This is a genomic window from Gammaproteobacteria bacterium, from assembly GCA_009845905.1.
In the GTDB taxonomy this organism is placed as follows: domain Bacteria; phylum Pseudomonadota; class Gammaproteobacteria; order Steroidobacterales; family Foliamicaceae; genus Foliamicus.
The window spans coordinates 80,266-101,186 of the sequence record VXYS01000006.1 but is presented as its reverse complement, the minus strand read 5'-3'; the positions used below and the strand labels follow the sequence as shown (position 1 = coordinate 101,186).

Genomic DNA, 20,921 nt, shown 5'->3' with positions numbered 1-20,921 from the left:
TCAAGCACCGGAGCCCGTACTGCGGCAGGCGCGTGGCGAGCAAGAATACCAGCACATTGCCGTCGCCCGCCATCAGGTTTCCTGCTTCGGCGGAGCCGGCGTCTGCTCGATTGCGTACATCTCCAGGCTGGACAGGCTGGGCGTGTCCGGCGAATAGGTCTCCGGCGCGTTGAAGTACTTCGCATAGTGCTTCTCGGTGTAATCCAGAAGCGCCCGGTCGTGGATCTGCTCCAGGTCCTCGCCCGACCCCATGAAGCAGGCGTACTGGCAGTGCCCCTCGGCCTGGCCCATCAGCATCCACGGCAGCCACGGGGTGGTGCGGTTCCAGACACCGTGCGACGGGACCGCGGTGAGTTCGGGGTTCTGCATGTCGGCGCCGTTCAGGGAATAGGCGAAGAACTCCGATACCCGCACCCTGTCCCCCGAGGACTCGCGCACCCACACTTCGGGGTCGAGTGCGCTGGGGTAGTGAAGATGAATATGGCGCTCCATCTGCAGCCGCTCTCCCAGCTGCCGCCATGGCAGCAGGAACGGCTCCACCGGGCGCACGTCGGCCTCGTTCAGGCCGCCGAACTGCGGCGGCCGCGAAAAGTGGTCCCTGATCACCATATTGAATGGATCGTTGGCGATCGGCACCGGTTTCACGGTCTCGTCCAGATACGGGTTGTGCCACTCCTCCAGGATCTCGCCGCTGCGCAGGTCGGTGTAAAAGCCCACTTCGCGCAGCACCCGGGCGATGGCGCCGTCCGGCTGGCGCTCCAGGCGCGAAACCCCGAACCCGGCAAATCCGAACAGGTCGCGGATCGCCTCGCCCGGACGCACGCCCATCACGTAGCCCTTGAACCAGCCGGGACGCTGCTTGCTCTCGTCCAGGTCGCTGGCCAGGCGGGCATAGGCGATCTGATTGTCCCCGGGGGTGCTCAGGTCCAGGTACGGGCCGCTCAGGTAATCGGTGGCTGCGCCCGAGTCGCCTTCGGCGGCGACCGCTTTGCGCGGCGCCTGGCCGAACGCAAGCGCGGCGGCCCCGAGGGCGCCGACTGCGCCAAAGCTGTGGATGATTTCACGACGATTCTTTTGCATTGCTGCTCCCCTTCTTATGCCGGTTCCGGCCCGGCGATGCCTGCGCCCTGCGCCCTGCGGCGCCTGGCCTCGTGCCGCAACAACAGCAGCGCGAGCGTGAACACTACCACGTTCCCGCAGCCCACCATCACGAAGGGCCCGTAGGCCGCCCAGTTATCGAACAGCCAGCCGCCGAAGACTCCGGAGGCCATGATCCCCACGGCGCCGAAAAAGCTGAACAGGCCGATCACCGCGCCGCGGCCGCGCACCGGCGCTTCCTTGCCGATCAGGGCGATGGCCGAAAGTTGCGCGCACATTTCGCCCATGCCGATCAGGGCCGCGCCAAGGAACATCCAGTTGCTGATGGGATTCGGGAAGAACGGCATGGCGAGATAACCGCAGGCCGCCAGGAACATCGCGATCGCGATGCCCGCCACGCGGTCGATGCGGTCGAGGATCGGCGCCATGATCGCCGCCCAGGGCACGGCAAACGCCTGGGCGACCACGTAGAAAAGTACCGCGCGCGCCTGCGCCTCCTCGCTGGACAGGCCCTGCTCCATGCCCACCTGCCGCAGCCACAGCGAATAGAACACGCTCACGACGGCCAGATCGCCGCGCGAGACCAGCGCGCCGACATAGGCCAGCGCCACCCTGGGATTGCGCGCCGCCCGCCACGCCACGCCCCAGGTCTTGAAAATGCCTTCCCGTTTCGAAACCTGGGCCGGCGCCCCCGGCTTGAGGAAGATGATGAGCACCACGGCCACCACCATGCAGGCCGCAGCCGCCGTCCAGAACGTGGCCCGCCCCACCATGACCGAGTCCAGGCCCATGCTCTTGTAGCCTTCGATCAGCCTTCCGGCAAATCCATTGACCACGCTGATGCCGATCCCGTTGAGGATGAAGGCCACCGCCTGGAACCGGCTGCGCGAGGCCTCGTCGGGATAGTCGTTGATGACCGAAGCCAGCATGGCGGATATGCAGGCCGCGCCGATCGCGAATATGGGCCGCGCCAGGTACAGGTGCTCGGCCGCGGTGGCCATGGGGTAGAGCACGTAGCAGATGCCCACCATGCTGAAGCCAAGCGCGTAGACCACCCGCCTCCCGACCCGGTCGGACAGTGTTCCAAGCAGGTACACCGTCGCCAGAACGACGAGTTCGTTGATCAGAAGAAGTCGGCCGGCCAGCCCGCCCCACTCGGTCTGGGGAATGCCCAGGTTCGTGAAGAGGTAGCCCTGCTGCACGTTGATGAACGTGAGCAGGCCGATGGAGAAGAACGCGCCGAAGTAGAGCGCATTCACGTGGCGGCTGCGCACCCCCTCCTCGAGGCGCAGGGGAATCAACCCGAGGACCCGGTATACGCCGCCCGTTGACGATGATGATTGCGACATCCGGGCGGATACTCAATGATTTCGGCGGCAATTACAATCCCCCGCACGCTCATCGGCCCCCGGAGTACCCCCATGACCGACTACCACGGCCACCGCCTGCGCGTCGGCCTCGCCGTGCCCTCCACGAACACCACGGTACAGCCGGAGTGCGAACTGCTGCGCCCGCCGGGCGTCACCAACCACACCGGGCGGGTGAGCATACGCCAGCGCAAGATCACGACCGAGAAGGACTTCCTCGAACACGTGCAGGCCATGCGCGACGGCATGGGCGACGCCATAGACCGGGTCTGCTCGGCGCAGGTCGATCACGTCATCATGGGCGTGGCCCTGGAGGCGTTCTGGGGCGGCGTGAAACAGGCGGCGGAACTTCAGGACGGTCTGGAGCAGCGGGCCGGAGTGGGAATCTCGATGGGCTCGACGGCCACCGTCGCGGCGCTGCGGGCTTTCGGAGTGGCGAAGATCGCGGTGCTGACGCCGCACATGCCGCGCGGCGACGAACAGGTGCGCGACTACTTCCTGGAGGCGGGCTTCGACGTGCTACGCCTGATCGGACTCAAGTGCCCGTCGCCGATCGAAATCGCCCATACGACGGGACCGCGGATGCGCTCGGCGTTGCGCGAGCTGGACGGCGACGACGCCGAGGCGATCGTGCAGGTCGGGACCAACCTACCGGCCATGGGCATTTGCGCGCAGGTCGAGCCATGGCTGGGCAAGCCGGTGCTGGCGATCAACGCAGTCACCTACTGGGACGCGCTGCGCCGCTCGGGCATCCGCGACCGGATCTACGGCCACGGCCGCATCCTGGAGGAATTCTGAAGGCCCGGAGGGCTCAGTCCGGCGGAGGGGGCGGGGCCTGATTGAAGGGATTCGGCTCATCCTCCTCCAGCGGAAAGGAAGGCGACTCCTCGAACGGAGAGGCCGCAGCCGTGGGCAGGGACAGCGGCAGCGGCAGTCCATTCAGTTCAATATTGCCGTTCCTGAGCGCCACGCCGAGGCTGTAGACCGTGTCGTTGTCCTGAAGCAACATCCGGGCCAGTTCCCCCTGCAACAGGTCCGGGCCGAACAGGTCCTCGGCCGCCACCTTCGGAACTTCGATGTCCAGCGTGTATTCGAACGACGACACGAAGGCGGGCAGAGTGGCCACATCCGCGCCGGCGGGAACGCGATCGGGGTAAAAGGCCTGGTGCGAATCCAGTTTCAGGGCATGCTCGCCCTGGTACATCACGACAGTACTGATGTCGGCGTAGGGGCCGTCGGCCACGATGGCGCGGATTGCTTCCTTCATCTCCGGGGTCAGCGACGGCAGAGCGGCAAGCATCCCGCCCGGCGGCGGCGCGGACTGCTCCGGCGGCGGCTCCTCGAGCGATTGCGGGTCATCGGGCGGAGCATCGAAAACGCCGGCGCCCAGGGCGTCCACGAATTTCAGCACCGCGGCTTCGCTGAAACCTCCGGCAGCCTGGTTCAGTTCGACTGCCCCGAACTCACGCTCCATGACCTCCAGGGACTCGATCTCCATCCGGCCGTCGATTCGATACCGGCCATCCTCGCCCACGCTTGAGCTGCCCAGCGAACTCATTCCGGTCATGCGCATCAGCGTATTTCCTCCCGCGCCTTCAACATATACCTCGGCAATGGAGGTGTTCGATTCGGAAGGGGCCAGGATCGCGCCGCCTGCCAGGCCCTGCGGGTATTCGGTCCGGCTTTCCATATCCGTCATCGAAACGCGGATGCCGACATCGGCCATCCCGGTATGCACGTCGACTTTCTCCAGGGCTGCGTGCTGCAACTGGAACGCATTCGGGCCGGTCCACTCGCCGGCAATCTGCCCGCCGGCCAGAGTTACGAAGACAGGCCCGTAGTACCCGGCCAGCGTCTGGAACTCGAACCGGTTGCTGACCGTGCCGCCGGAGAAGGAGCTCACGTGGACATCTATGAAATTGTCCGCGCTTTCGTCCAATTCCGCTGCAGCCTCCATGGCCTCGCCGTCCAGATCGATGCGTCCCCGGGCGTTGAACAGGCCCACGCCCGGGCCCACCGCGAAAAATACCGGGCCATGCGCGATCTCAAGATCAATCGCAATCGGTCCGGAATCGAATGCCATGAGAACCGTCGAAAAGTCAGTCGCCGAAACGCCCCCGAAAGGGCCCTGCCCGGCTATGGGGGGTATGGTCAGGTTTTCGGGCGGTTGCCATTCCAGTCGCGCGGTGGAAGAAAACCAGCCTCGCCGGTACTCAACAACCTCCATCTGCAAGCCGTACGGCATGTTCGCCAAACGGCTCTCGAGAGTCTGTTCGGCGACCTGGCCGAAGTAGCCCGCCGGCAGAACCAGGCCGGCCGCAACCAGAAGAATCACCAGGACTGCGATCACGCTCTTTTTCATAAGAGCCTCCCAAGACGTAAACCCCGCACAACACACCAACCCTATGCCCCGCAGCCCGGGTCGAACAGCTTATATTCTTATTGTTTTGTGAAAGTTAGACGTTCCCGGCCGAATGGTCAACCATGCGCCGGCGTTTCCCTGACGCGGGTCAGCAGGACGAAGCCCGCGATCAGGAGGACCAGGATCGCGAGCACGCCCAGTCGCTGACTGTCCAGTACCAGGGCCGTGTAGCCGGTGAGGATCGGTCCCAGGATCGCCGCGAAGCGTCCGAACATGTTGTAGAAGCCGAACATTTCGGTGGACTTGCCGGGCGGGGCCAGGCGCGCGAACATCGACCGGCTCAGGCTCTGCACGCCGCCCTGGGCGAGGCCGATCATCGCCGCCAGCAGGTAGAAGTGCCAGACCTGGCTGGCCATGCTGGCCAGGAAGGTCACCAGGCAATAGACCGCCAGCGCCGCGTAGATGCAGCGCCGCGGACCGAAACGGCGCCCGGCGAACCCGAAGGCCAGCGTAGCGGGAAACCCGAGGTAGTTCGTTACCAGGATCGCGAACACCAGGTCCGAGGGCGGCAGATTGATCGCGGCGCCGAAATCCACCGCCATCTTGATAATCGTGTAAACGCCGTCGATATAGAGGAAATAGGCAATCAGGAAAAGCCAGAGCTGCGGGTAGCTGCGCGCCTCGCGCAGCGTGGATCCGAGCTGCCGCCAGGCCGCCCCCAGGCGCGGCCGGCGGCCGGCGGCCGTGGCGCGGCGGCCTCCTCGCAGCAGCGGAATCGAGAACAGCACCCACCAGGCGCCCACCACCAGCATGCTCACCTGCATCGCCTGCACCTGCGAGTCCAGGCCGAAGCGCGCGGGGTCCACCGTGACCAGCGCGCACAGCGTGAAGAGCATCGCGCTGCCGATGTAGCCCAGCGCAAAGCCGTACGCGGAAACCAGGTCGTACTGTTTCGGCTCGGCAACCTCGGTCAGCAGCGCGTCGTAGAAGACATTGGCGGCGGAGTAGCCGAACCAGGCCAGAACGAACAGCGAAAGCCCCGTCGTCCATTGCCCGGCGCCCGGCAGCGCCAGCAGCACCGTGCATATTGCGCCCGGCACCACGCAAACCGCCAGCATCCGGCGCAGGCGACCGCCCTGATCCGCCAGCGCACCCAGCAGCGGGGCGCCCAGGGCCAGCAGCAGCGCCGCGATGCTGTTGGCCGAGCCCCAGATGAACGTGATTTCGGTGGACGTCTCGCCAGCCGACCAGTGTTCGCGCAGCAGCAGCGGGACGAAGGAGGTCATGACGATCAGGGCGAAGGCCGAATTGGCCCAGTCGTACATCGCCCAGCGCCAGGCATCGCCCGACAGCACCCGCAAAGTAGCGGAACGTCTTGTCCGGGCAGCGCTCAAACGGAGTTGCGAGCGGCCAGCAGGGCTTCCATCTCGCGCATCCCCAGTTGCAGGTCCTCCCAGGCCTTGCCTTTCTGCCCGGGAGACCGCAGCAGGTAGGCGGGGTGGTAGGTGACCAGCACCGGCGGTTCAAGGTGCGCGGCGTGGTGCAGCTTGCCGCGCATGGCGCCGACCGGCCGGTCGGTTTCGAGCAGGCGCTGTGCCGCCACCGCGCCCAGGGCCACGATCAGCCGCGGCGCGATCAATTCGATCTGGCGCTTGAGGTAGGGAATGCAGGCGGCGGCTTCGTCCAGGCCGGGATTGCGGTTGTTGGGCGGACGGCACTTGACGATGTTGGCGATATAGACGATCGTCCGGTCCAGGTTCATCGCGCGCAGCATCGCGTCGAGCAGCTTGCCGGCGCGCCCCACGAACGGCTCGCCGCGACGGTCCTCCTCCTCGCCGGGACCTTCGCCCACGAACATCCAGTCGGCCCTGGGGTTGCCGACGCCGAAAACGGTCTGCCTGCGGCCGGAATGCAGCGCGCAGGCGGTGCAGGCCGCCACCTTGCTGCGCAGCGCCTCCAGTTCCGGCGGCGCTGCGGCAGCCGGCGGCATTGAGGTCGCCGCGCGCGACTCGTCCTGGGCGGGAGGACGTCCCGTCCTCCGCGAAGGCGCCCCGCCTTCGCCCCCCGGCGCGGCGTCGACGGGCGCGTCATCCGCCGACTTCGGCGCCCACACGGGCGTGTCCATCAGGTCCAGCAGATCGCGCTGCGCCCGGCTGAATCGGGTTTCCTGTCCCATCAGGGCGCGCAAATGCACGACGCCCGTGGCGAAGCGGCGCGGCTCACTCGGCGGCTTTGCGCATGACCCGTCGGCGGTTCTTCTGCACCAGGCGCCAGGCCAAAAGGCCCGGACCAAGCGCCACGTAAACGCCGAACAGCGTGAACAGCATGCGCGGCGGGTCCAGCGCGATCAGCGCGAAGCACACGGGAATCGCCGCCATCTGGGTGAACCGGAGGCGCCGGTTCATCGCGAAATGCTTGAAGCTGGGGTAAGCAATCCGCACGCACATCAGCACCGCGGTCGCCAGCGTCACGAAACCGGCCAGCGTAAGGACCGGCAGGCCGCTCCATTGCGAATCGGCCGCCAGCCACACGAAACCGGCCACGAAGCCCGCCGCCGCCGGGCACGGCAGGCCCTCGAAGAAGTTCTTGTCGCCTACCGACTCCCGGGCGGTGAATCGGGCCAGCCGCAGCGCCGTTCCCACCGCGAACAGGAAGGCGATCACCCAGCCGACCTTGTCCCAGACCCAGCCGTAATCGCCCATGTATTTCAGGCCCCACTGGTACACGACTACCGCGGGGGCCAGGCCGAAGGCGACCACGTCGGACAGGGAATCGTACTGGCGGCCGAATTCCGTCTCGGTCCCGGTCATTCGGGCGACGCGCCCGTCCAGGGCGTCAAGAATCATTGCCACGTACAACGACACCGCGGCGTTCACGAAGTTCCCGTCGGCCCCGGCCACGATGGCGTAGAAGCCGGCGAACAACGCACCGCTCGTAAGCAGATTGGGGAAAAGGTATATGCCTCGCTTGCGGAACGCCGCCCGGCCCCTGGCAAATTTCTCGCGGTTGGCCTCCATCCGGGCAAGTCTGCCACAGCCACTTCCGTGGGGTTGTGCTTCCTCGCCCTTTCTTCGCCTCCCTCCTCGTGGGAGACGCCATCCTGGCTCGATTCTCGCTGTAACGCCAGCCCTCGCCCTTTGTTCGTCCCCCTCCTCGTGGGAGACGCCATCCTGGCTCGATTCTCGCTGTCCCTGCTCCAACGCTCCCACGAGGAGGGGGACGAACAAAGGGCTTAAGCCGGCGCCTCACAGGGAATGCGCCGGCTTCCACTACAATTGCCGCTCCGACATTCCGACCCAACGATGCGTCTTTCCAAACTGCCCCTGGCCACATTGCGCGAGACCCCGGCGGACGCCGAAATCGCCAGCCATCGCCTGATGCTGCGCTCCGGCATGGTGCGCAGGCTGGCTTCCGGGCTGTTCACGTGGATGCCCATGGGCTGGCGCGTGGCTCGCATCGTCGAGCGGGTCACGCGCGAGGAAATGGAGCGGATCGGGGCCCACGAGGTGCTGATGCCGGCCGTTCATCCGGCCGAACTGTGGCGCGAGAGCGGCCGCTGGGACGATTACGGCGACCTGCTGCTGAAGATGCGCGACCGGGGCGAGCGCGAGTACTGTTTCGGGCCCACGCACGAGGAAGTGATCACCGACATCGCGCGGCGCGAATTGAAGAGCTACCGGCAGCTGCCGGTCAGCTTCTTTCAGATCCAGACCAAGTTCCGCGACGAAATCCGCCCGCGCTTCGGCGTGATGCGGGCGCGCGAATTCATCATGAAGGACTCCTATTCCTTTCACCTCGGCGAGGATTCGCTGCGGGACACCTACGGCGACTATCGCGAAGCGTACACCCGCGTATTCGAGCGGCTGGGCCTCAACTACCGCGTGGTGCAGGCGGATTCGGGCGAGATCGGCGGCTCGCGCTCGCAGGAATTCCACGTGCTGGCCGATTCGGGCGAGGACCTGATCGTCTGGTGCGACGGCGACGATTTCGCCGCCAACCTGGAGCTGGCGCCCGCCCTTCCTCCCGAAGGCGACAGGGAGGCGCCCGGCGACGCCATGTCGCAGGCGCACACGCCGGGCATGCGCACGATGCGGCAGGTCGCGTCGCACCTCGACCGGCCACTGGAGAACTGCCTCAAGACGCTGCTGGTCAAGGCCGAGGGCGGCGGTGTGGCGGCGCTGGTGCTGCGCGGCGACCACGAGGTCAACGAACTGAAGGCGACGGCCCTGCCCGGGGTCGCCAAACCGCTGCAACTGGCCAACGCGCAGGAAGTCGCGCAGGCGGCGAGCTGCCCGCCGGGGTTCGTGGGCCCGGTCAACCTGTCCGTGACCACCTATGTGGACCACGCCGCCGGCCACCAGGCAAACTTCGCCTGCGGGGCGAACCGGCGCGACAGGCATTTCGTGGACGTCAACTGGGGGCGGGATCTGCCCGAACCCGAGTGCGTGGACCTGCGAAACGCCGTCGAGGGCGACCGCAGCCCGGGCGGCGGGGGTGGTCTGCAGATCGCCCGCGGGATCGAGGTCGGCCACATCTTCCAGCTCGGCGACAAGTACAGCCGCTCGATGAACGCCGCCGTGCTGGACGAGAACGGCGCCGAGCAGCACATGCAGATGGGCTGCTACGGGCTCGGCGTAACCCGTACGGTGGCGGCGGCAATCGAGCAGAACCACGACGAGCGGGGCATCATCTGGCCGGAAGCGATGGCGCCCTTCAGCCTCGTGATCGTGGCGCTGAACATCGCCCGCGACGAAGAGGTGCGGGCGACGGCCGAGCGGCTCTACGGGGAACTGCAATCGCAGGGCGTGGAAGTGCTGTTCGACGACCGCGACGCAAGCCCGGGCGTGAAGCTGGCGGACGCCGATCTGGTCGGCATTCCGCACCGTGTCGTGGTGAGTTCGCGCGGGCTGAAGCAGGGGACGCTGGAATACAAGCACCGCCGCTCCGACGAAGCCGAACATCTCGGCGCCGACGAAGCTGTCGAGTTGCTGGCGGAGCGCGCCAGGCGCTGATACTTCCCTGGGAGCGAGGGCGTCGCGCCCTCGTTGCTGGCCCTTCGCCCTTTGTGGAGGAAGCGTCGCGAAGTGGCTGACGTCACAAAGGGGCGTGAGAGAACGCCCGAGAGCGGGTCAGTGGGTGCGGAAGTCGGGGAGGTGCTGCCACTGGTCCAGCGGCTCGTCCGCCTGCTGAACCTCGGTTACTTCCGCGGACGGCGGTCCATCGCGAAGCCACTCGGCCAGTTCGTCCACCTTGGATTCCGGCCCCAGGGCCAGGACCATCACGTTGCCGTTGGGGAGGTTTCTGGCGCGCCCGCGCAGGCCAAGACGGTGTGCGACGCTGGCGGTGCTGGCGCGGAAGAATACGCCCTGCACGCGTCCCGAAACGATGTAGCGGCGGCAGACCTCTGTGGACATGAGCGGAAATTCTACCCGCTCGGCGCCGGCCACGGGAGCTTCGACCGCCGTTTCGGCCATTCCGCGAGGCATTAGAATCGTTCGCCTGGCGAAATACGGAATTGTCCATGGGCGGCAAGCAATCCTTCCGCGAAACCTTCGCCCAGGGCGGGTCGCTGCTCCAGGGCGGTCCCCTGTTCAACCGCGAACGCGCGGAAAAGGTACTGAAGCAGGAATCGCTTGCCGGGCTGATCGTCGCCGAGCCCCTCAACGTCTTTCACCTGACCGGCTACTGGCCGCAGCTGGGCAAGATGGGCTTCGCCGCGCCCAGCATGGCCTTGCTCTCGGCCGATCCGAAGAAGCCGGTGGCGCTGGTCATGCCCCAGTTCCTCCATTACTACGTCTACGCCGACGCCAACTTCTCCGGCGACGTCCAGCCCTGGCTCTACACCCACCGGGCCGTCAGCGGCACCGCCATCCAGGGCGATTACGACGAACCGGCGGCCGGCGCGCTGCATGTATACCGGGACAAGGGCGATGTTCCCATGGGCGAACTGGAACTGCGTCGGCGCGCGGCCGTGGAGGCGGCTGCCGAACGCCATGGCGTAAGCGCCGAACGCGAATTCGCGATGGTCAAGGCGGCCCGCGCGCTGGACATGACCGGCGGACGAATCGGCGTCGACCACATGGCGATCATGGCCATGCTCGAGTCCTCGCCGCTGTCGGCCGCCGCGGTGCCGGCGGACAATATCCTGCGCAAGATCCGCCTGGTCAAGTCGCCGCGCGAGATCGAACTGATGCGGCTGGCCGCGCAGGCCAACGCCGAGGCCGCGCTGGCCGCCGCCGGCACGGTGCGTGAGGGCGCCACCACCCAGGAACTGAGGGCGGCGTTCTTCTCCGAGGCCGCCGCCCGCGGCAACGCCGGCGTGTTCATGGCCATCGACCGGATGATCACGGAAGTGGCGGACTTCGAGTTCAGGGAAGGGGCCGCTTTCTTCGTGGACTGCGTCAGCAGCGGCTGGCACTACCACGGCGATTTCGGCCGGACCATATTCCTGGGCGAACCCGCGAGGGCGATGCACGACGCCACCCGCGCCATGCACATCGGCTGGGAAGCGATCCGCGAACGACTGCGCCCGGGACTGCGCTATTCGGAGATCCCGCCGATCGGCCATAAGGCCGTTCGCGCCGCCGGGCTGGACTTCGACATCCCGTTCTCGCCGCACAGCGTGGGACTCACCCACACCGACGAACCGGGGCAGGACGGGCGGCCCTACTGGGTCAAGGACGACCTGACGCTCGAGCCCGGGATGATCCTGAGCGTCGACTGCCCGGTCCTGAACACCGGGATCGGCGGCTCGGCCCACCTGGAGGACCTGAGCCTGATCACCGCCGACAGCGCCGAGCCCATCCACACGATCACCGACCCCGTCATCGTCGTATGAGGCCCAGGCAATGAGCGGCGAACTCAAGATCCTGGTTATCTATTACTCGGTCAAGGGCGCCACCGAGGCCCTGGCCCGCGCCATAGGCCGCGGCATCGAAATGACGCCCGGCTGCGAGGCCGTGCTGCGCGCCGCACCGGCGGTCGCCGCGCAGTCCGGCGAGGCCATGCCCGCCGTCCCGGAAAGCGGTGCTCCATTTGCGAGCAAGGACGATCTGCGCGACTGCGCGGGCCTGGCGCTCGGCAGCCCCACGCGATTCGGCGCCCCCGGCGCGCCGATCCAGCATTTCCTTGACGGCCTCGCGGCGGAATGGGTTTCGGGCCTGCTGGTGGACAAACCGGCCGCGGTTTTCACGTCGTCGAACAGCATGCACGGCGGCCAGGAAGCCACGCTGCTGTCGCTGGCCGTGCCGCTCATGCATCACGGCATGCTCATTACCGGAATCCCCTACACCGTTCCCGAATTGCGCAAGACCACGTCCGGCGGCTCGCCCTACGGCGCATCGCACGTCGAGCGCACCAGCGCGAACGGCCTTACGCAAGACGAGAAAACCCTCGCCGAAGCCCTCGGTCGCCGCCTCGCCCACCTCGCCCGCACCCTCCACACCTCCTGACGAGCGCCAAAGTGAGATAATTGCGCGCGCCGTTGGATAAGCGGCGGAAATCACTCCCGAGAGACTGAAGTGCAAGACCTGCGCAACATCATCGAAGCCGCGTACGAAAAGCGTGCGGATCTCGCGCCCGACAGCGCGCCCGGCGAACTGCGCGCGGCCATCGACGAGGCAATCGGCCTGCTCGACCGCGGCGAGGCGCGCGTGGCCGAGCCCACCGATGACGGGTGGCAGGTCAACGAGTGGCTCAAGAAGGCCGTGCTCCTTTATTTCGCGGTGACGCCCAACCGCGAGATCCCCGGCGGCCATACGCATTACTTCGACAAGGTCCCGCTGAAATTCTCCGGCGGCGACATCGAGTCGTCCGGCGTGCGCGTGGTGCCCGACGCGCAGGCCCGGCGAGGCGCCTACATCGCGCCCGGCGTCGTGCTGATGCCCAGCTACGTGAACATCGGCGCCTACGTGGACAGCGGCACGCTGGTCGACACCTGGGCCACGGTGGGAAGCTGCGCCCAGATCGGCAAGAACGTGCACCTTTCCGGAGGAGCGGGCATCGGCGGGGTGCTGGAGCCGCTGCAGGCCACGCCCACCATCATCGAGGACGACTGCTTCATCGGCGCGCGCTCCGAAATCGTGGAGGGCGTGATCGTGGAGCGCGGCGCGGTCATCGCGATGGGCGTGTATATCGGGCAGAGCACCCGCATCTACGACCGGGCCCGCGACGAGGTCCACTACGGCCGCGTGCCCGCCGGCTCGGTCGTCGTGCCGGGCAGTCTTCCCGACGGCAAGAGCCGGGCGCATCTTTACTGCGCCATCATCGTCAAGCAGGTGGACGAACGAACCCGCCGACGCACTTCATTGAACGAGTTGTTGCGCGATGGCTGACACCCGCAACCAGCGCACGCTCGACCTCGCCCTGGAATTGATGCGGCGGCCATCGGTGACCCCTGCGGACGGGGGTTGCCAGGAACTGCTTGCCGGCATGCTGGAAGAGGCCGGTTTCAGCGTGGAGCACATGCCCTTCGGCAAGGTCTCGAACCTGTGGGCGCGTCACGGCGGCGACTCCCCGGTGCTGTGCTTCGCCGGCCATACCGACGTGGTGCCACCGGGGCCGCTGAAGGACTGGGACCATGATCCGTTCGAGCCGGAACTCGATGACGGATGGCTCAAGGGCCGTGGCGCCGCCGACATGAAGACCGGCATCGCGGCCATGGTCCGCGCCGGGATCGACTTTGCGGACGAACATCCCGAACACCGCGGCTCGCTGGCGTTTCTGATCACCAGCGACGAGGAAGGTCCGGCCAGGGACGGCACGCGCCGCGTGATGGACACGCTGAGCGCACGCGACGAGACGATCGACTGGTGCGTGGTGGGAGAGCCTTCCTGCTCGGAAAAACTCGGCGACACGCTGCGGGTCGGACGGCGCGGTTCGCTGAGCGCCACGATGACCGTGCGAGGCGAACAGGGCCATGTCGCCTATCCCGCGCTGGCGCGAAATCCCATCCAGAGCTTTGCCCCGGTGCTCGCGGACATGTACGCGACGCCGCTCGACGAGGGCAACGAGCATTTCCCGCCCACCGGCTTCCAGGTCGTCAAGGTGCAGGCCGACGCGGGGGCGACCAACGTATTCCCGGGCGAACTGGTCACGCGCTTCAACTTTCGCTTCACCAACCAGTGGAAGAGCGAGCAGATCAAGCAGTGGGTCGAGGACCTGCTGAGCCGCCACGACATCGAGTATGAGATCGAATGGCGCCCCGCCGGCGAACCCTTCCTGACCGCCCGCGGCCCGCTGGTCGAGACGGCCCGTGACATCGTGCGCGAGGAGTGCGGGATCGACCCCGAGCTTTCCACCGGCGGCGGCACCTCCGACGGGCGTTTCATCGCGCTGCACGGCGCCGACGTGGTGGAATTCGGCGTGATCAACCGCACCATCCACCAGGTCAACGAGCGCATCCGCGCCAGCGACGTCGAGGGGCTCAGGCGCGTCTACGCGCGCATCATGGAGCGGCTGCTGCTCGACCCGGATTCGGAGTAGGCCGATGAACCTGGGTTTCATCGGCGTCGGCACGATTACCGAGGCAGTGGTCACGGGCCTATGCGAGGCGGAGGTCCCCGGCCTTTCGATTCTCCTGTCGCCCCGTAGCATCGATCGTTCGCGCAAGTTAAGCGAGCGCTATGCCGCCTTGGAGGTGGCCACCGACAACCAGCAGGTGCTGGACCGCTCGGAGCTGGTCATTCTCGCCGTGCGTCCGCAGGACGCCGCAGCCGTACTCGGCGCGCTCGACTTCCGGCGGGGCCTCAAGGTCGCAAGCTTTATCGCAACGATCAGTTCCGCGGAGATGCAGCGGCAGGTCGGGCCTGCGGAGTTCATCGGCCGGGTGGCGCCGGTTCCTCCCGTGGCGCGGCGCACCGGCCCCATTGCGATGTGTCCGCCGAACCGGAAGCTGGCCGACTTGTTCGACCCCATTGCGACGGTGATCCAGGTGTCCGACGAGGCGCAGCTCGATGCGTTCTTCTCGGTATCGGCGCTGATGGCGCCCTATTTCGAGCTGCTTGAGTCCACTTCGTCGTGGCTGCGCGCCAGGGGCGTCGATCCGGTGGACGCGGACCGCTATACCGGCTCGCTGTTTCGCGGCATCGCGGAGAAATCGACCCAGCCGACGGGCGAGGGTTTCGCCGGCCTGGTCGAGGAGCACGCGACCCGCGCCGGAATCAACGAGCAACTCCGACGCGAGTTACTCGCCGCCGGCTTCTACGACCGGATCCAGTCCGGCCTCGACCTCATACAGGCGCGGATGCAGGGCCGCGCCACGCTGGACGACACTCTCGAGTAATGCGGGTGGGAGGGCGTCACGCCCTCCACGAGGACGAGACGTCCTCGCTCCCAGGCCCCGTCAGAACAGGTCCCAGGGGTAGGACATCTGCGAATCGACCGCGGCCAGCACCTTGCCGGTCGTCGCGTTGTCGTCCAGCGCCTCGACGATCAGGCCGGCCAGGTCGCTGCGGTTGATGATGCCTTCCGCGTCGCGGCTCTCGCTCAGGTAGCCCTTGCCGGTGGGCGGCCTCGACCTCAGCGCGCCGGGACGGATGATCGTGTAATCCAGGCTGCTGGCCATCAGGTGGTCTTCGGCCTGCGTCTTCAACGGCAGTATTTCCCGCAGGAACACCCGGGCCAGCCAGGGGGCCGCCATCTCGCTGTCGCCCGAGCCGATGCTGGTCACGAACACCATCCGCCGCACGCCCGCCGCCTCGGCGGCGTCGAAGATATTGCGGTTGCCCAGGAAGTCCGGGCGCGGATCGCAACTGAAGCAGCCCACCGTGGTGACGACCGCGGTGTAGTCCCCGCCGTCGAAGGCGGCCTGCACGCTTTCCATGTCCAGCGCGTCGCCCACGGCGAAGCTCACGCCCAGCGGCTCCAGTCCGGAACGGTCCGAGGACGGGCGGACAAAGGCCGTGACGCTGTCGCCCCGTCCGGCGAGGATCTTCGCGACCTCCAGCCCGGTGTTCCGGGTGCCGCCGAACAGCAGGACATGGTGTCCGCCCTCGGGAGCCGCGTCGGCCTCCATTTCGAAGACGGGGTACTGGGTGGTTCTAAAGGAGAGCAAGACCAGAACGGCGATCACCGCGAGGACTATGAGAATAATGCGTCTTTTTGTCATGAGAAGGCCTCTTATGGGCGAAACCGGTCAGCCCGGAAACTGGGCCACGCCGGAGAGCGAGTTTGTTTGCCCGATGTTGTTGCTGCGGACGACTTCCCCGGTTTCCCGGCTGATGATCACGACCTCGCCGGTGAAGAAGTTGCCCACGATGATGCCCGCACCGTCCACCGTGGGCCCGGAGGCCGCCCACCCGGGACTGCGCATGTCGTAATAGCGGAGCGTCTCACCCGAGTCCTTGTCGAGCACCACCAGGCCATTGCCGGTGCTGATCAAGAGCGATGCGTCAAGCATCGGCATCAAGGTCAGGACCATGAAGACGTTCTCGTCGTCGTCGAACACCCTCAGGTCCGGCAACTGCCGGTCGTTGGCCAGGTCGTACTGCATGACGCGGTTGCCGGTCTCGGACAAATAGACCATCCGCGTGTCGCCGTCGGTAAGCACGGTGGACGTTACGCCGTGGATGCCCACGACGCCGCCATGCGTGTCCGAATGGAACTCCTTGAGCAGCCGGGCGTCCGGGCTGAACTTGAAGATGTTGCCGTCGCCGATCACGTCGCGGCCGGTCAGCAGGTTGAACACGGTGGTGTTGGTGGGAATGGTGGTGTTGGTTCCCTGCAGGTGCTCCCCGAAATACAGGCTGCCGTCGCGGGCGAAGGTCACGCTGCTCAGGCTGCGCTCGGAGAACCTGCGCACCGGCTTCTGCACCCCGTCCGGGCCGATTTCGACCACGGCCGGCGTCCCCTGGGCAAAGGCCCACAGCGTGCCGTCCGGCGCGAAATTCAGGCCGCCGATCTTGTGCGTCGTGCCCTTCGTATAGAGCTCGCCCTTGAGGTTCAGTTCGGCGTCGTACTGGAAGATGCGCCCGGTGCCCATGTGGTCGTCGGTGGGATGGTCCATGATGGTGGAGGCAACAAAGATGTCGCCCTTGACGAAGGGCTGGAAGGTGTTGGCGCGTTCCTCGTCGCCCAAAGCCAGGCTCGCCGCCACGACCAGCGCGGGCGCCATCGCCATGGCCCTCGAATACGGATTGCGGCTCGGCATTACATGTTCCCCATAGAGTCTGTGTCCCCGGAAGGGTATCCTGCCTCAAAGGTACAGCGGATTACCGGATACTCGCCGGAGCCGCGGAAGTCCCAGACCCGATTGTCCGGCACGCGCTCGTCGGGATCGATAAAGCCGTTGCCGTTGGCGTCGCAATAGGCATCGATGAGTCCCAGGAAATCGCCGGGCCGCGGCTCCCATCCACTTTGTTCGGCGGTCAGTGCGCCCAGGTCCGAAGCGCCTGCGGAATAGGTCATCGCGGACCAGAAGTTGCCGTCCTCCTCGCCCTCGACCGTGAACCCGGAAATCCCTCCGGAATCGCCCTCGCTCGTTACCGGCCCCGCCGCATAGCTCGTGCGCACGCTGCCGTTGTTGCGCCCCACCAGCCCGCCGACGGCATCGCCGCCGAAAACGGCCCCGGCGGCATAGCTGTTGCGCACCTCGCTTAAGGAATTGAACCCCACCAGGCCGCCGATATTGCTCCCGTCGCCCTCGACCGCCGCGATCGAAAAGCTGTTGCGCACCTTGGCGTCGGTGTTCATTCCCACCAGACCGCCCAGGTCGTTGCCGCCGACGACCTGGCCCGTTGAATAACTGCTCAGGACCAGGCCGAAGGTATTCAGCCCCACCAGGCCGCCCAGGCCGCGGCTGCCGGACACTTCGGCGTTCGACCGGCTGAAATAGACGCCGCCGCGCACGTCGCCCACCAGCCCACCTACCGCCTGGTTGCCCGAAACGGTGCCGTGGGACTCACCGTAGGCCACCAGGCCGCCGCTTCCGCCCACCAGAACACCGAGCGCCAGTTCGCCGGCCACCTCGCCCTCGGCGCGGCAGCGGTAGACCATTCCGAAGTTGCTGCCCACCAGCAGGGCCACGCCGCCGCGGCCGATCACGACCGCATCCTCAAGCGCCAGGTCGCGCACCGTGCCCTGGGCGCCCAGCACGCCGATCAGGCCAATCCCGCTGCCCCCGGGCCTGGAGATCCGCAGCCCGCGGATCGTATGTCCCCCGCCGTCGATTACGCCCTGAAATCCGAAGCGGTCCAGCGTCACCATGCAGTTTCCGGCCGGGCCGCAGTCGCCGATCGGCTCGAAGTTGCTGACGGAAGATGCGTCGAGGTCGCGCGCCAGGCGGTATTTGCGCGCCATGCGCTCGGCCCGGTCCAGCGTGGCGGACTTGCCTTCGCCGGTGCCGAGGTTGCCGATGGCCTCAAGCTGCCGGATGTCGCAGATCTCGTAGAAGCCGTCGGCGTCGCTGTCGAGGACGAACTCGCCGGCATCGTCCGGTGCGGCGTCGTAGGCGTCCGCCAGCCCGTCGCCGTCGCGATCGGAATCCGCGCTCCCGGACAGGCCCGCGCAAGCCGCGGCGCCGACCGGGCCGGGAGCCTGAGCGGCGTCCTGGGCCGCCTGCGCCAGCATGCTGTTGTAGCGGGCGATGTGGTCGCTGTGATCGAACTTGGGCGGTCCCGACGGTCCGCGCGGCGGGCCGCCCTGCCGGGCGCCCGGAGGCGGTCCGGCCGCGGCCGGCACCCCTTGCTGCGTGCGCTCCCATATCTCCCGAGGCGTCAGGTAACCCGGCTGGCTTGCGTAATAGGCGGCGATGTCCTCGAGATCCTGGTCCGTCTTGCCGAGCACCGATCCGCGCATGAGCGAGTGCGAGCGCCCGCCGTCGCGGTATTCCTTCAGCGACAGAAACAGGTAGCGCTCGTGCTGCCCGCCGATCTTCGGATTGATCGGCGACGGACTGTAACCGTCCTGCCCATGGCAGGCGAAGCACTCGCGGGCCAGGCGCTTGCCCCGCTCCAGGTCGCCCTTCCCCCACGCGCTTCCGGCGCCGCCCGCCGTGAGGAAAAGCGCCAGCATCAAGGCCGAAATCGGGGTTCGTCTGGTCATCAATAAACGCTCCGCAAGGCGGCCAACAATACAGCAGGCAATTGCAATGGGGACGGGCAATCGCTAAAATCCGCGCTCCTTGCGACGAGGACAGCAACTTGCCTAGCGTACGGGTAAAGGAAAACGAAGTCTTTGATGCGGCGTTGCGCCGCTTCAAGCGCGCCTGCGAGAAGGCCGGCATCCTGGCCGAGGTGCGCCGCCGCGAGTTCTACGAGAAGCCGACCCAGGTCCGCAAGCGCCAGAAGGCCGCCGCCGTCAAGCGCCAGGCCAAGCGCACCAGCCGCGAACAGAACCGCCGCCGCCGCCTCTACTAACCCCTCTTAGGCCGCGACCGGGCGGTCGTTGGATTTCAGCTTGGTAGGCCCTTCAGCGTCCCAGTTCAGGGTCCTTAGTATTGAGAGGATTTCGGAGAGCCTCTTTGCGGAAAGGACTATCCGCAAACGACTATGTAGAGATTACGGTATCGAGGACATTGGCGATCCGGTGAAGATGGCGGACAGCCTGGTAAGGTCCATGGGTCAGGTTCGTTCGTGTGAAAGTGGTACCGAGTATCCTCAAAACAATAGGACAGTATTCAGGGCTGCTGCATTGGCGCTTGCCAGCAATATGCGTCAGTGGTCGGGGTTTCTCAGTCGGCGCAGCAAGTTTGAATCGCTCTTGGAGCAATATGACCCCATAGCGTTTTCGCGGGCAGTTGAAGTTGATAGTGCCCGGATCCGGGATGTCGCAAATTGCCTGGGGGGACAGACCGCGCGGGGAGATACTAATGCGATGGTGATGTGGGCGAGGATGCTTGCGGAAGTCGCCGACTACTTCAATGCGTTGAAGGAATTGAAACGATACATGCAAGCAGGCGTTGACGGTGGCGAAATCGTCCCGATCGTAGCGGCGTTGCTTGGATCGCCGAGAAAGAGGCTGGAGAAGCAGCGGCCGCCGCCATCCGGCATGGAAAGCTGGAAAGCGCCTGGAATGGGGATAGTCTTGGCGAGTGAGTTTCTCCGGAACTTGCACTGGGAAGCCTTCAAGCCGGACCGACACATCAATAGACTGCTTGGGCGATGGTTTCCTGAGGTCGTCAGGAACAAGTCAGCGAGGGCTGAGATTCTTGCGCGCGAGATCCTTTACTGTGAATCGAAGGACGTCATTACCGGATTAAAGTACTCTCTGGTGGGGATGGCAGTTACGCCGCACGACTGCAATTTCACAAAGGCCGACAATCTTGTTTGGGCATTAGGAGCCTATGTCGAGAAGAAGAACAGGGAGTCAGACGAAGTCTATTGGAAGACCGTAGCCGCGCGCTAATGTAGATCCTTTTCAACCCGCGCGGTCGAGAAACTCCCGCGGAGACCAAACCTCAACGGACCCGTATCGCGCCTGGGTGAAGTCGCGTGTGTTGCCCGTGATCAACGTCGCGCCACCAGCCACCGCAGTCGCAAGATAAACCTCATCGTCTGGGTCGCGAATACCGAACACAACACTGGCCGGCTCGACAACAACCGCCAATCGCTCGATTTCGCTGATGACGAAATTCAAAACGTCGCGGAATGGCCTTTGGCTGCGCCGCTCAGCGACAGCTTTGTATTCGGACAAGATCGGCTTGGACAAGACGATTTCGTGCGCTAGCACCACCCGGTTGATAACCTCGCGGCATGTGCCGTCAACTCTCGCCGCCGACACCAGAACATTGCAATCCAGGACAACCCTCATGCCCCGCGGCTGCGGCGTTCACGGCGCGATCGGGCTATGTCGTCGATCGCGTCCCGCATTATTTCGTCCTCAGACCGCCTGCGGTCCGCGGGCGATGGCTGAGTCTCGGCAAATTTTGCGGCAATGCGGTCGGCGGCGGCGACCCGATCCACCACCTCTTTGGGCTTGAACAAAATACCGTCGCCGATAAGTGTCGCCTCCATGATGTCGCCCTCGCGTATGTCAATGTCTTTGCGAAGCTTGGCGGGAATAGTCACCTGGAATTTCGGTTTCACGGTTACTAGCGCCATAGTGACCTCGCTTATTAATGTTGGAAAGTTGTAAAATCATACTATAACGGAGCGCGC

At 66.0% G+C, this 20,921-nt stretch carries 21 protein-coding genes; 9 read left to right on the top strand and 12 right to left on the bottom strand.

What is annotated here, in order from left to right:
- Positions 1 to 72: 72 nt before the first annotated feature.
- Both F4036_06000 and F4036_05995 read right to left on the bottom strand, forming a co-directional pair.
- Positions 73 to 1,080 carry a DUF1838 domain-containing protein gene (locus F4036_06000; GenBank protein MYK37295.1) on the bottom strand — a complete coding sequence of 336 codons (1,008 nt, stop codon included), beginning with the start codon at positions 1,078 to 1,080 and terminating at the stop codon, positions 73 to 75.
- 14 nt (positions 1,081 to 1,094) lie between these two features.
- Positions 1,095 to 2,447, bottom strand: coding sequence for an MFS transporter (locus F4036_05995; GenBank protein ID MYK37294.1), 1,353 nt, complete (start codon positions 2,445 to 2,447; stop codon positions 1,095 to 1,097).
- 72 nt (positions 2,448 to 2,519) lie between these two features.
- Between F4036_05995 and F4036_05990 the strand changes: the two genes are divergently transcribed.
- The gene (locus tag F4036_05990) at positions 2,520 to 3,263 is read left to right on the top strand and encodes an Asp/Glu racemase (GenBank protein ID MYK37293.1); all 744 of its coding nucleotides are present in this window, start codon (positions 2,520 to 2,522) and stop codon (positions 3,261 to 3,263) included.
- Between the two features lie 13 nt (positions 3,264 to 3,276).
- On the opposite strand, the gene F4036_05985 is transcribed toward F4036_05990, so the two are convergent.
- The 4 genes from F4036_05985 to F4036_05970 form a co-directional block, all read right to left on the bottom strand.
- The gene (locus F4036_05985) at positions 3,277 to 4,827 is read right to left on the bottom strand and encodes a DUF945 domain-containing protein (protein ID MYK37292.1); all 1,551 of its coding nucleotides are present in this window, start codon (positions 4,825 to 4,827) and stop codon (positions 3,277 to 3,279) included.
- Positions 4,828 to 4,943: 116 nt separating this feature from the next.
- Entirely contained in the window at positions 4,944 to 6,221 is a 1,278-nt protein-coding gene (locus F4036_05980) for an MFS transporter (protein ID MYK37291.1), read from the bottom strand.
- A complete protein-coding gene (locus F4036_05975; GenBank protein ID MYK37290.1) occupies positions 6,218 to 6,952 on the bottom strand; it encodes a uracil-DNA glycosylase in 735 nt (244 codons plus the stop codon). Before F4036_05975 ends, F4036_05980 begins: the two co-directional genes overlap by 4 nt.
- 94 nt (positions 6,953 to 7,046) lie before the next feature.
- The gene (locus F4036_05970) at positions 7,047 to 7,844 is read right to left on the bottom strand and encodes a phosphatidylcholine/phosphatidylserine synthase (GenBank protein ID MYK37289.1); all 798 of its coding nucleotides are present in this window, start codon (positions 7,842 to 7,844) and stop codon (positions 7,047 to 7,049) included.
- A gap of 285 nt (positions 7,845 to 8,129) precedes the next feature.
- Here F4036_05970 and F4036_05965 point away from each other — a divergent pair, with 285 nt between their 5' ends.
- Positions 8,130 to 9,839, top strand: a complete 1,710-nt coding sequence (locus F4036_05965) for a proline--tRNA ligase (GenBank protein MYK37288.1) — start codon at positions 8,130 to 8,132, stop codon at positions 9,837 to 9,839.
- A 117-nt stretch (positions 9,840 to 9,956) separates the two neighbouring features.
- Here the strand turns inward: F4036_05965 and F4036_05960 are convergent, their stop codons facing one another.
- The gene (locus F4036_05960; GenBank protein ID MYK37287.1) at positions 9,957 to 10,241 is read right to left on the bottom strand and encodes an acylphosphatase; all 285 of its coding nucleotides are present in this window, start codon (positions 10,239 to 10,241) and stop codon (positions 9,957 to 9,959) included.
- A 107-nt stretch (positions 10,242 to 10,348) separates the two neighbouring features.
- On the opposite strand from F4036_05960, the gene F4036_05955 reads away from it, so the two are divergent.
- The 5 genes from F4036_05955 to F4036_05935 all read left to right on the top strand — a co-directional run bounded on the left by F4036_05955 (position 10,349) and on the right by F4036_05935 (position 15,109).
- Positions 10,349 to 11,665 carry a M24 family metallopeptidase gene (locus F4036_05955; protein ID MYK37286.1) on the top strand — a complete coding sequence of 439 codons (1,317 nt, stop codon included), beginning with the start codon at positions 10,349 to 10,351 and terminating at the stop codon, positions 11,663 to 11,665.
- Between the two features lie 10 nt (positions 11,666 to 11,675).
- A complete protein-coding gene (gene wrbA / locus F4036_05950) occupies positions 11,676 to 12,278 on the top strand; it encodes an NAD(P)H:quinone oxidoreductase (GenBank protein MYK37285.1) in 603 nt (200 codons plus the stop codon).
- A 69-nt stretch (positions 12,279 to 12,347) separates the two neighbouring features.
- Positions 12,348 to 13,160, top strand: coding sequence for a 2,3,4,5-tetrahydropyridine-2,6-dicarboxylate N-succinyltransferase (dapD, locus tag F4036_05945; GenBank protein MYK37284.1), 813 nt, complete (start codon positions 12,348 to 12,350; stop codon positions 13,158 to 13,160).
- Positions 13,153 to 14,310 (top strand): succinyl-diaminopimelate desuccinylase, encoded by a 1,158-nt coding sequence (dapE, locus tag F4036_05940; GenBank protein MYK37283.1) that lies wholly within the window; start codon positions 13,153 to 13,155, stop codon positions 14,308 to 14,310. Before dapD ends, dapE begins: the two co-directional genes overlap by 8 nt.
- A gap of 4 nt (positions 14,311 to 14,314) precedes the next feature.
- Positions 14,315 to 15,109, top strand: coding sequence for an NADP oxidoreductase (locus tag F4036_05935; GenBank protein ID MYK37282.1), 795 nt, complete (start codon positions 14,315 to 14,317; stop codon positions 15,107 to 15,109).
- A gap of 60 nt (positions 15,110 to 15,169) precedes the next feature.
- On the opposite strand, the gene F4036_05930 is transcribed toward F4036_05935, so the two are convergent.
- Genes F4036_05930 through F4036_05920 form a run of 3 tightly spaced genes read right to left on the bottom strand, consistent with a single transcriptional unit; the run spans position 15,170 to position 18,867 of the window.
- On the bottom strand, positions 15,170 to 15,934 hold the full coding sequence (locus tag F4036_05930; protein ID MYK37281.1) for an SDR family oxidoreductase: 765 nt from the start codon (positions 15,932 to 15,934) through the stop codon (positions 15,170 to 15,172).
- Between the two features lie 27 nt (positions 15,935 to 15,961).
- The gene (locus tag F4036_05925) at positions 15,962 to 16,975 is read right to left on the bottom strand and encodes a hypothetical protein (GenBank protein ID MYK37280.1); all 1,014 of its coding nucleotides are present in this window, start codon (positions 16,973 to 16,975) and stop codon (positions 15,962 to 15,964) included.
- On the bottom strand, positions 16,975 to 18,867 hold the full coding sequence (locus F4036_05920; GenBank protein MYK37279.1) for a cytochrome c: 1,893 nt from the start codon (positions 18,865 to 18,867) through the stop codon (positions 16,975 to 16,977). The genes F4036_05925 and F4036_05920 overlap by 1 nt, the downstream gene beginning before the upstream one ends.
- A 98-nt stretch (positions 18,868 to 18,965) precedes the next feature.
- Here F4036_05920 and rpsU point away from each other — a divergent pair, with 98 nt between their 5' ends.
- Both rpsU and F4036_05910 read left to right on the top strand, forming a co-directional pair.
- Positions 18,966 to 19,181 (top strand): 30S ribosomal protein S21, encoded by a 216-nt coding sequence (gene rpsU / locus F4036_05915; protein MYK37278.1) that lies wholly within the window; start codon positions 18,966 to 18,968, stop codon positions 19,179 to 19,181.
- A gap of 40 nt (positions 19,182 to 19,221) precedes the next feature.
- Positions 19,222 to 20,169, top strand: coding sequence for a hypothetical protein (locus F4036_05910; protein ID MYK37277.1), 948 nt, complete (start codon positions 19,222 to 19,224; stop codon positions 20,167 to 20,169).
- Between the two features lie 12 nt (positions 20,170 to 20,181).
- Here F4036_05910 and F4036_05905 read toward each other — a convergent pair whose 3' ends face one another.
- Both F4036_05905 and F4036_05900 read right to left on the bottom strand, forming a co-directional pair.
- A complete protein-coding gene (locus F4036_05905) occupies positions 20,182 to 20,574 on the bottom strand; it encodes a putative toxin-antitoxin system toxin component, PIN family (protein MYK37276.1) in 393 nt (130 codons plus the stop codon).
- A complete protein-coding gene (locus F4036_05900; protein ID MYK37275.1) occupies positions 20,571 to 20,864 on the bottom strand; it encodes an AbrB/MazE/SpoVT family DNA-binding domain-containing protein in 294 nt (97 codons plus the stop codon). The genes F4036_05905 and F4036_05900 overlap by 4 nt, the downstream gene beginning before the upstream one ends.
- Positions 20,865 to 20,921 lie beyond the last annotated feature (57 nt).

What these genes read in the sequence shown, in the direction of transcription:
- F4036_06000 (MYK37295.1), bottom strand. Translation starts at nt 1,080, where the DNA reads ATGCAAAAGAATCGTCGTGAAATCATCCACAGCTTTGGCGCAGTCGGC.
- F4036_05995 (MYK37294.1), bottom strand. Translation starts at nt 2,447, where the DNA reads ATGTCGCAATCATCATCGTCAACGGGCGGCGTATACCGGGTCCTCGGG.
- F4036_05990 (MYK37293.1), top strand. Translation starts at nt 2,520, where the DNA reads ATGACCGACTACCACGGCCACCGCCTGCGCGTCGGCCTCGCCGTGCCC.
- F4036_05985 (MYK37292.1), bottom strand. Translation starts at nt 4,827, where the DNA reads ATGAAAAAGAGCGTGATCGCAGTCCTGGTGATTCTTCTGGTTGCGGCC.
- F4036_05975 (MYK37290.1), bottom strand. Translation starts at nt 6,952, where the DNA reads ATGGACACGCCCGTGTGGGCGCCGAAGTCGGCGGATGACGCGCCCGTC.
- F4036_05970 (MYK37289.1), bottom strand. Translation starts at nt 7,844, where the DNA reads ATGGAGGCCAACCGCGAGAAATTTGCCAGGGGCCGGGCGGCGTTCCGC.
- F4036_05965 (MYK37288.1), top strand. Translation starts at nt 8,130, where the DNA reads ATGCGTCTTTCCAAACTGCCCCTGGCCACATTGCGCGAGACCCCGGCG.
- F4036_05960 (MYK37287.1), bottom strand. Translation starts at nt 10,241, where the DNA reads ATGTCCACAGAGGTCTGCCGCCGCTACATCGTTTCGGGACGCGTGCAG.
- F4036_05955 (MYK37286.1), top strand. Translation starts at nt 10,349, where the DNA reads ATGGGCGGCAAGCAATCCTTCCGCGAAACCTTCGCCCAGGGCGGGTCG.
- wrbA (MYK37285.1), top strand. Translation starts at nt 11,676, where the DNA reads ATGAGCGGCGAACTCAAGATCCTGGTTATCTATTACTCGGTCAAGGGC.
- dapE (MYK37283.1), top strand. Translation starts at nt 13,153, where the DNA reads ATGGCTGACACCCGCAACCAGCGCACGCTCGACCTCGCCCTGGAATTG.
- F4036_05935 (MYK37282.1), top strand. Translation starts at nt 14,315, where the DNA reads ATGAACCTGGGTTTCATCGGCGTCGGCACGATTACCGAGGCAGTGGTC.
- F4036_05930 (MYK37281.1), bottom strand. Translation starts at nt 15,934, where the DNA reads ATGACAAAAAGACGCATTATTCTCATAGTCCTCGCGGTGATCGCCGTT.
- F4036_05925 (MYK37280.1), bottom strand. Translation starts at nt 16,975, where the DNA reads ATGCCGAGCCGCAATCCGTATTCGAGGGCCATGGCGATGGCGCCCGCG.
- F4036_05920 (MYK37279.1), bottom strand. Translation starts at nt 18,867, where the DNA reads ATGACCAGACGAACCCCGATTTCGGCCTTGATGCTGGCGCTTTTCCTC.
- F4036_05905 (MYK37276.1), bottom strand. Translation starts at nt 20,574, where the DNA reads ATGAGGGTTGTCCTGGATTGCAATGTTCTGGTGTCGGCGGCGAGAGTT.
- F4036_05900 (MYK37275.1), bottom strand. Translation starts at nt 20,864, where the DNA reads ATGGCGCTAGTAACCGTGAAACCGAAATTCCAGGTGACTATTCCCGCC.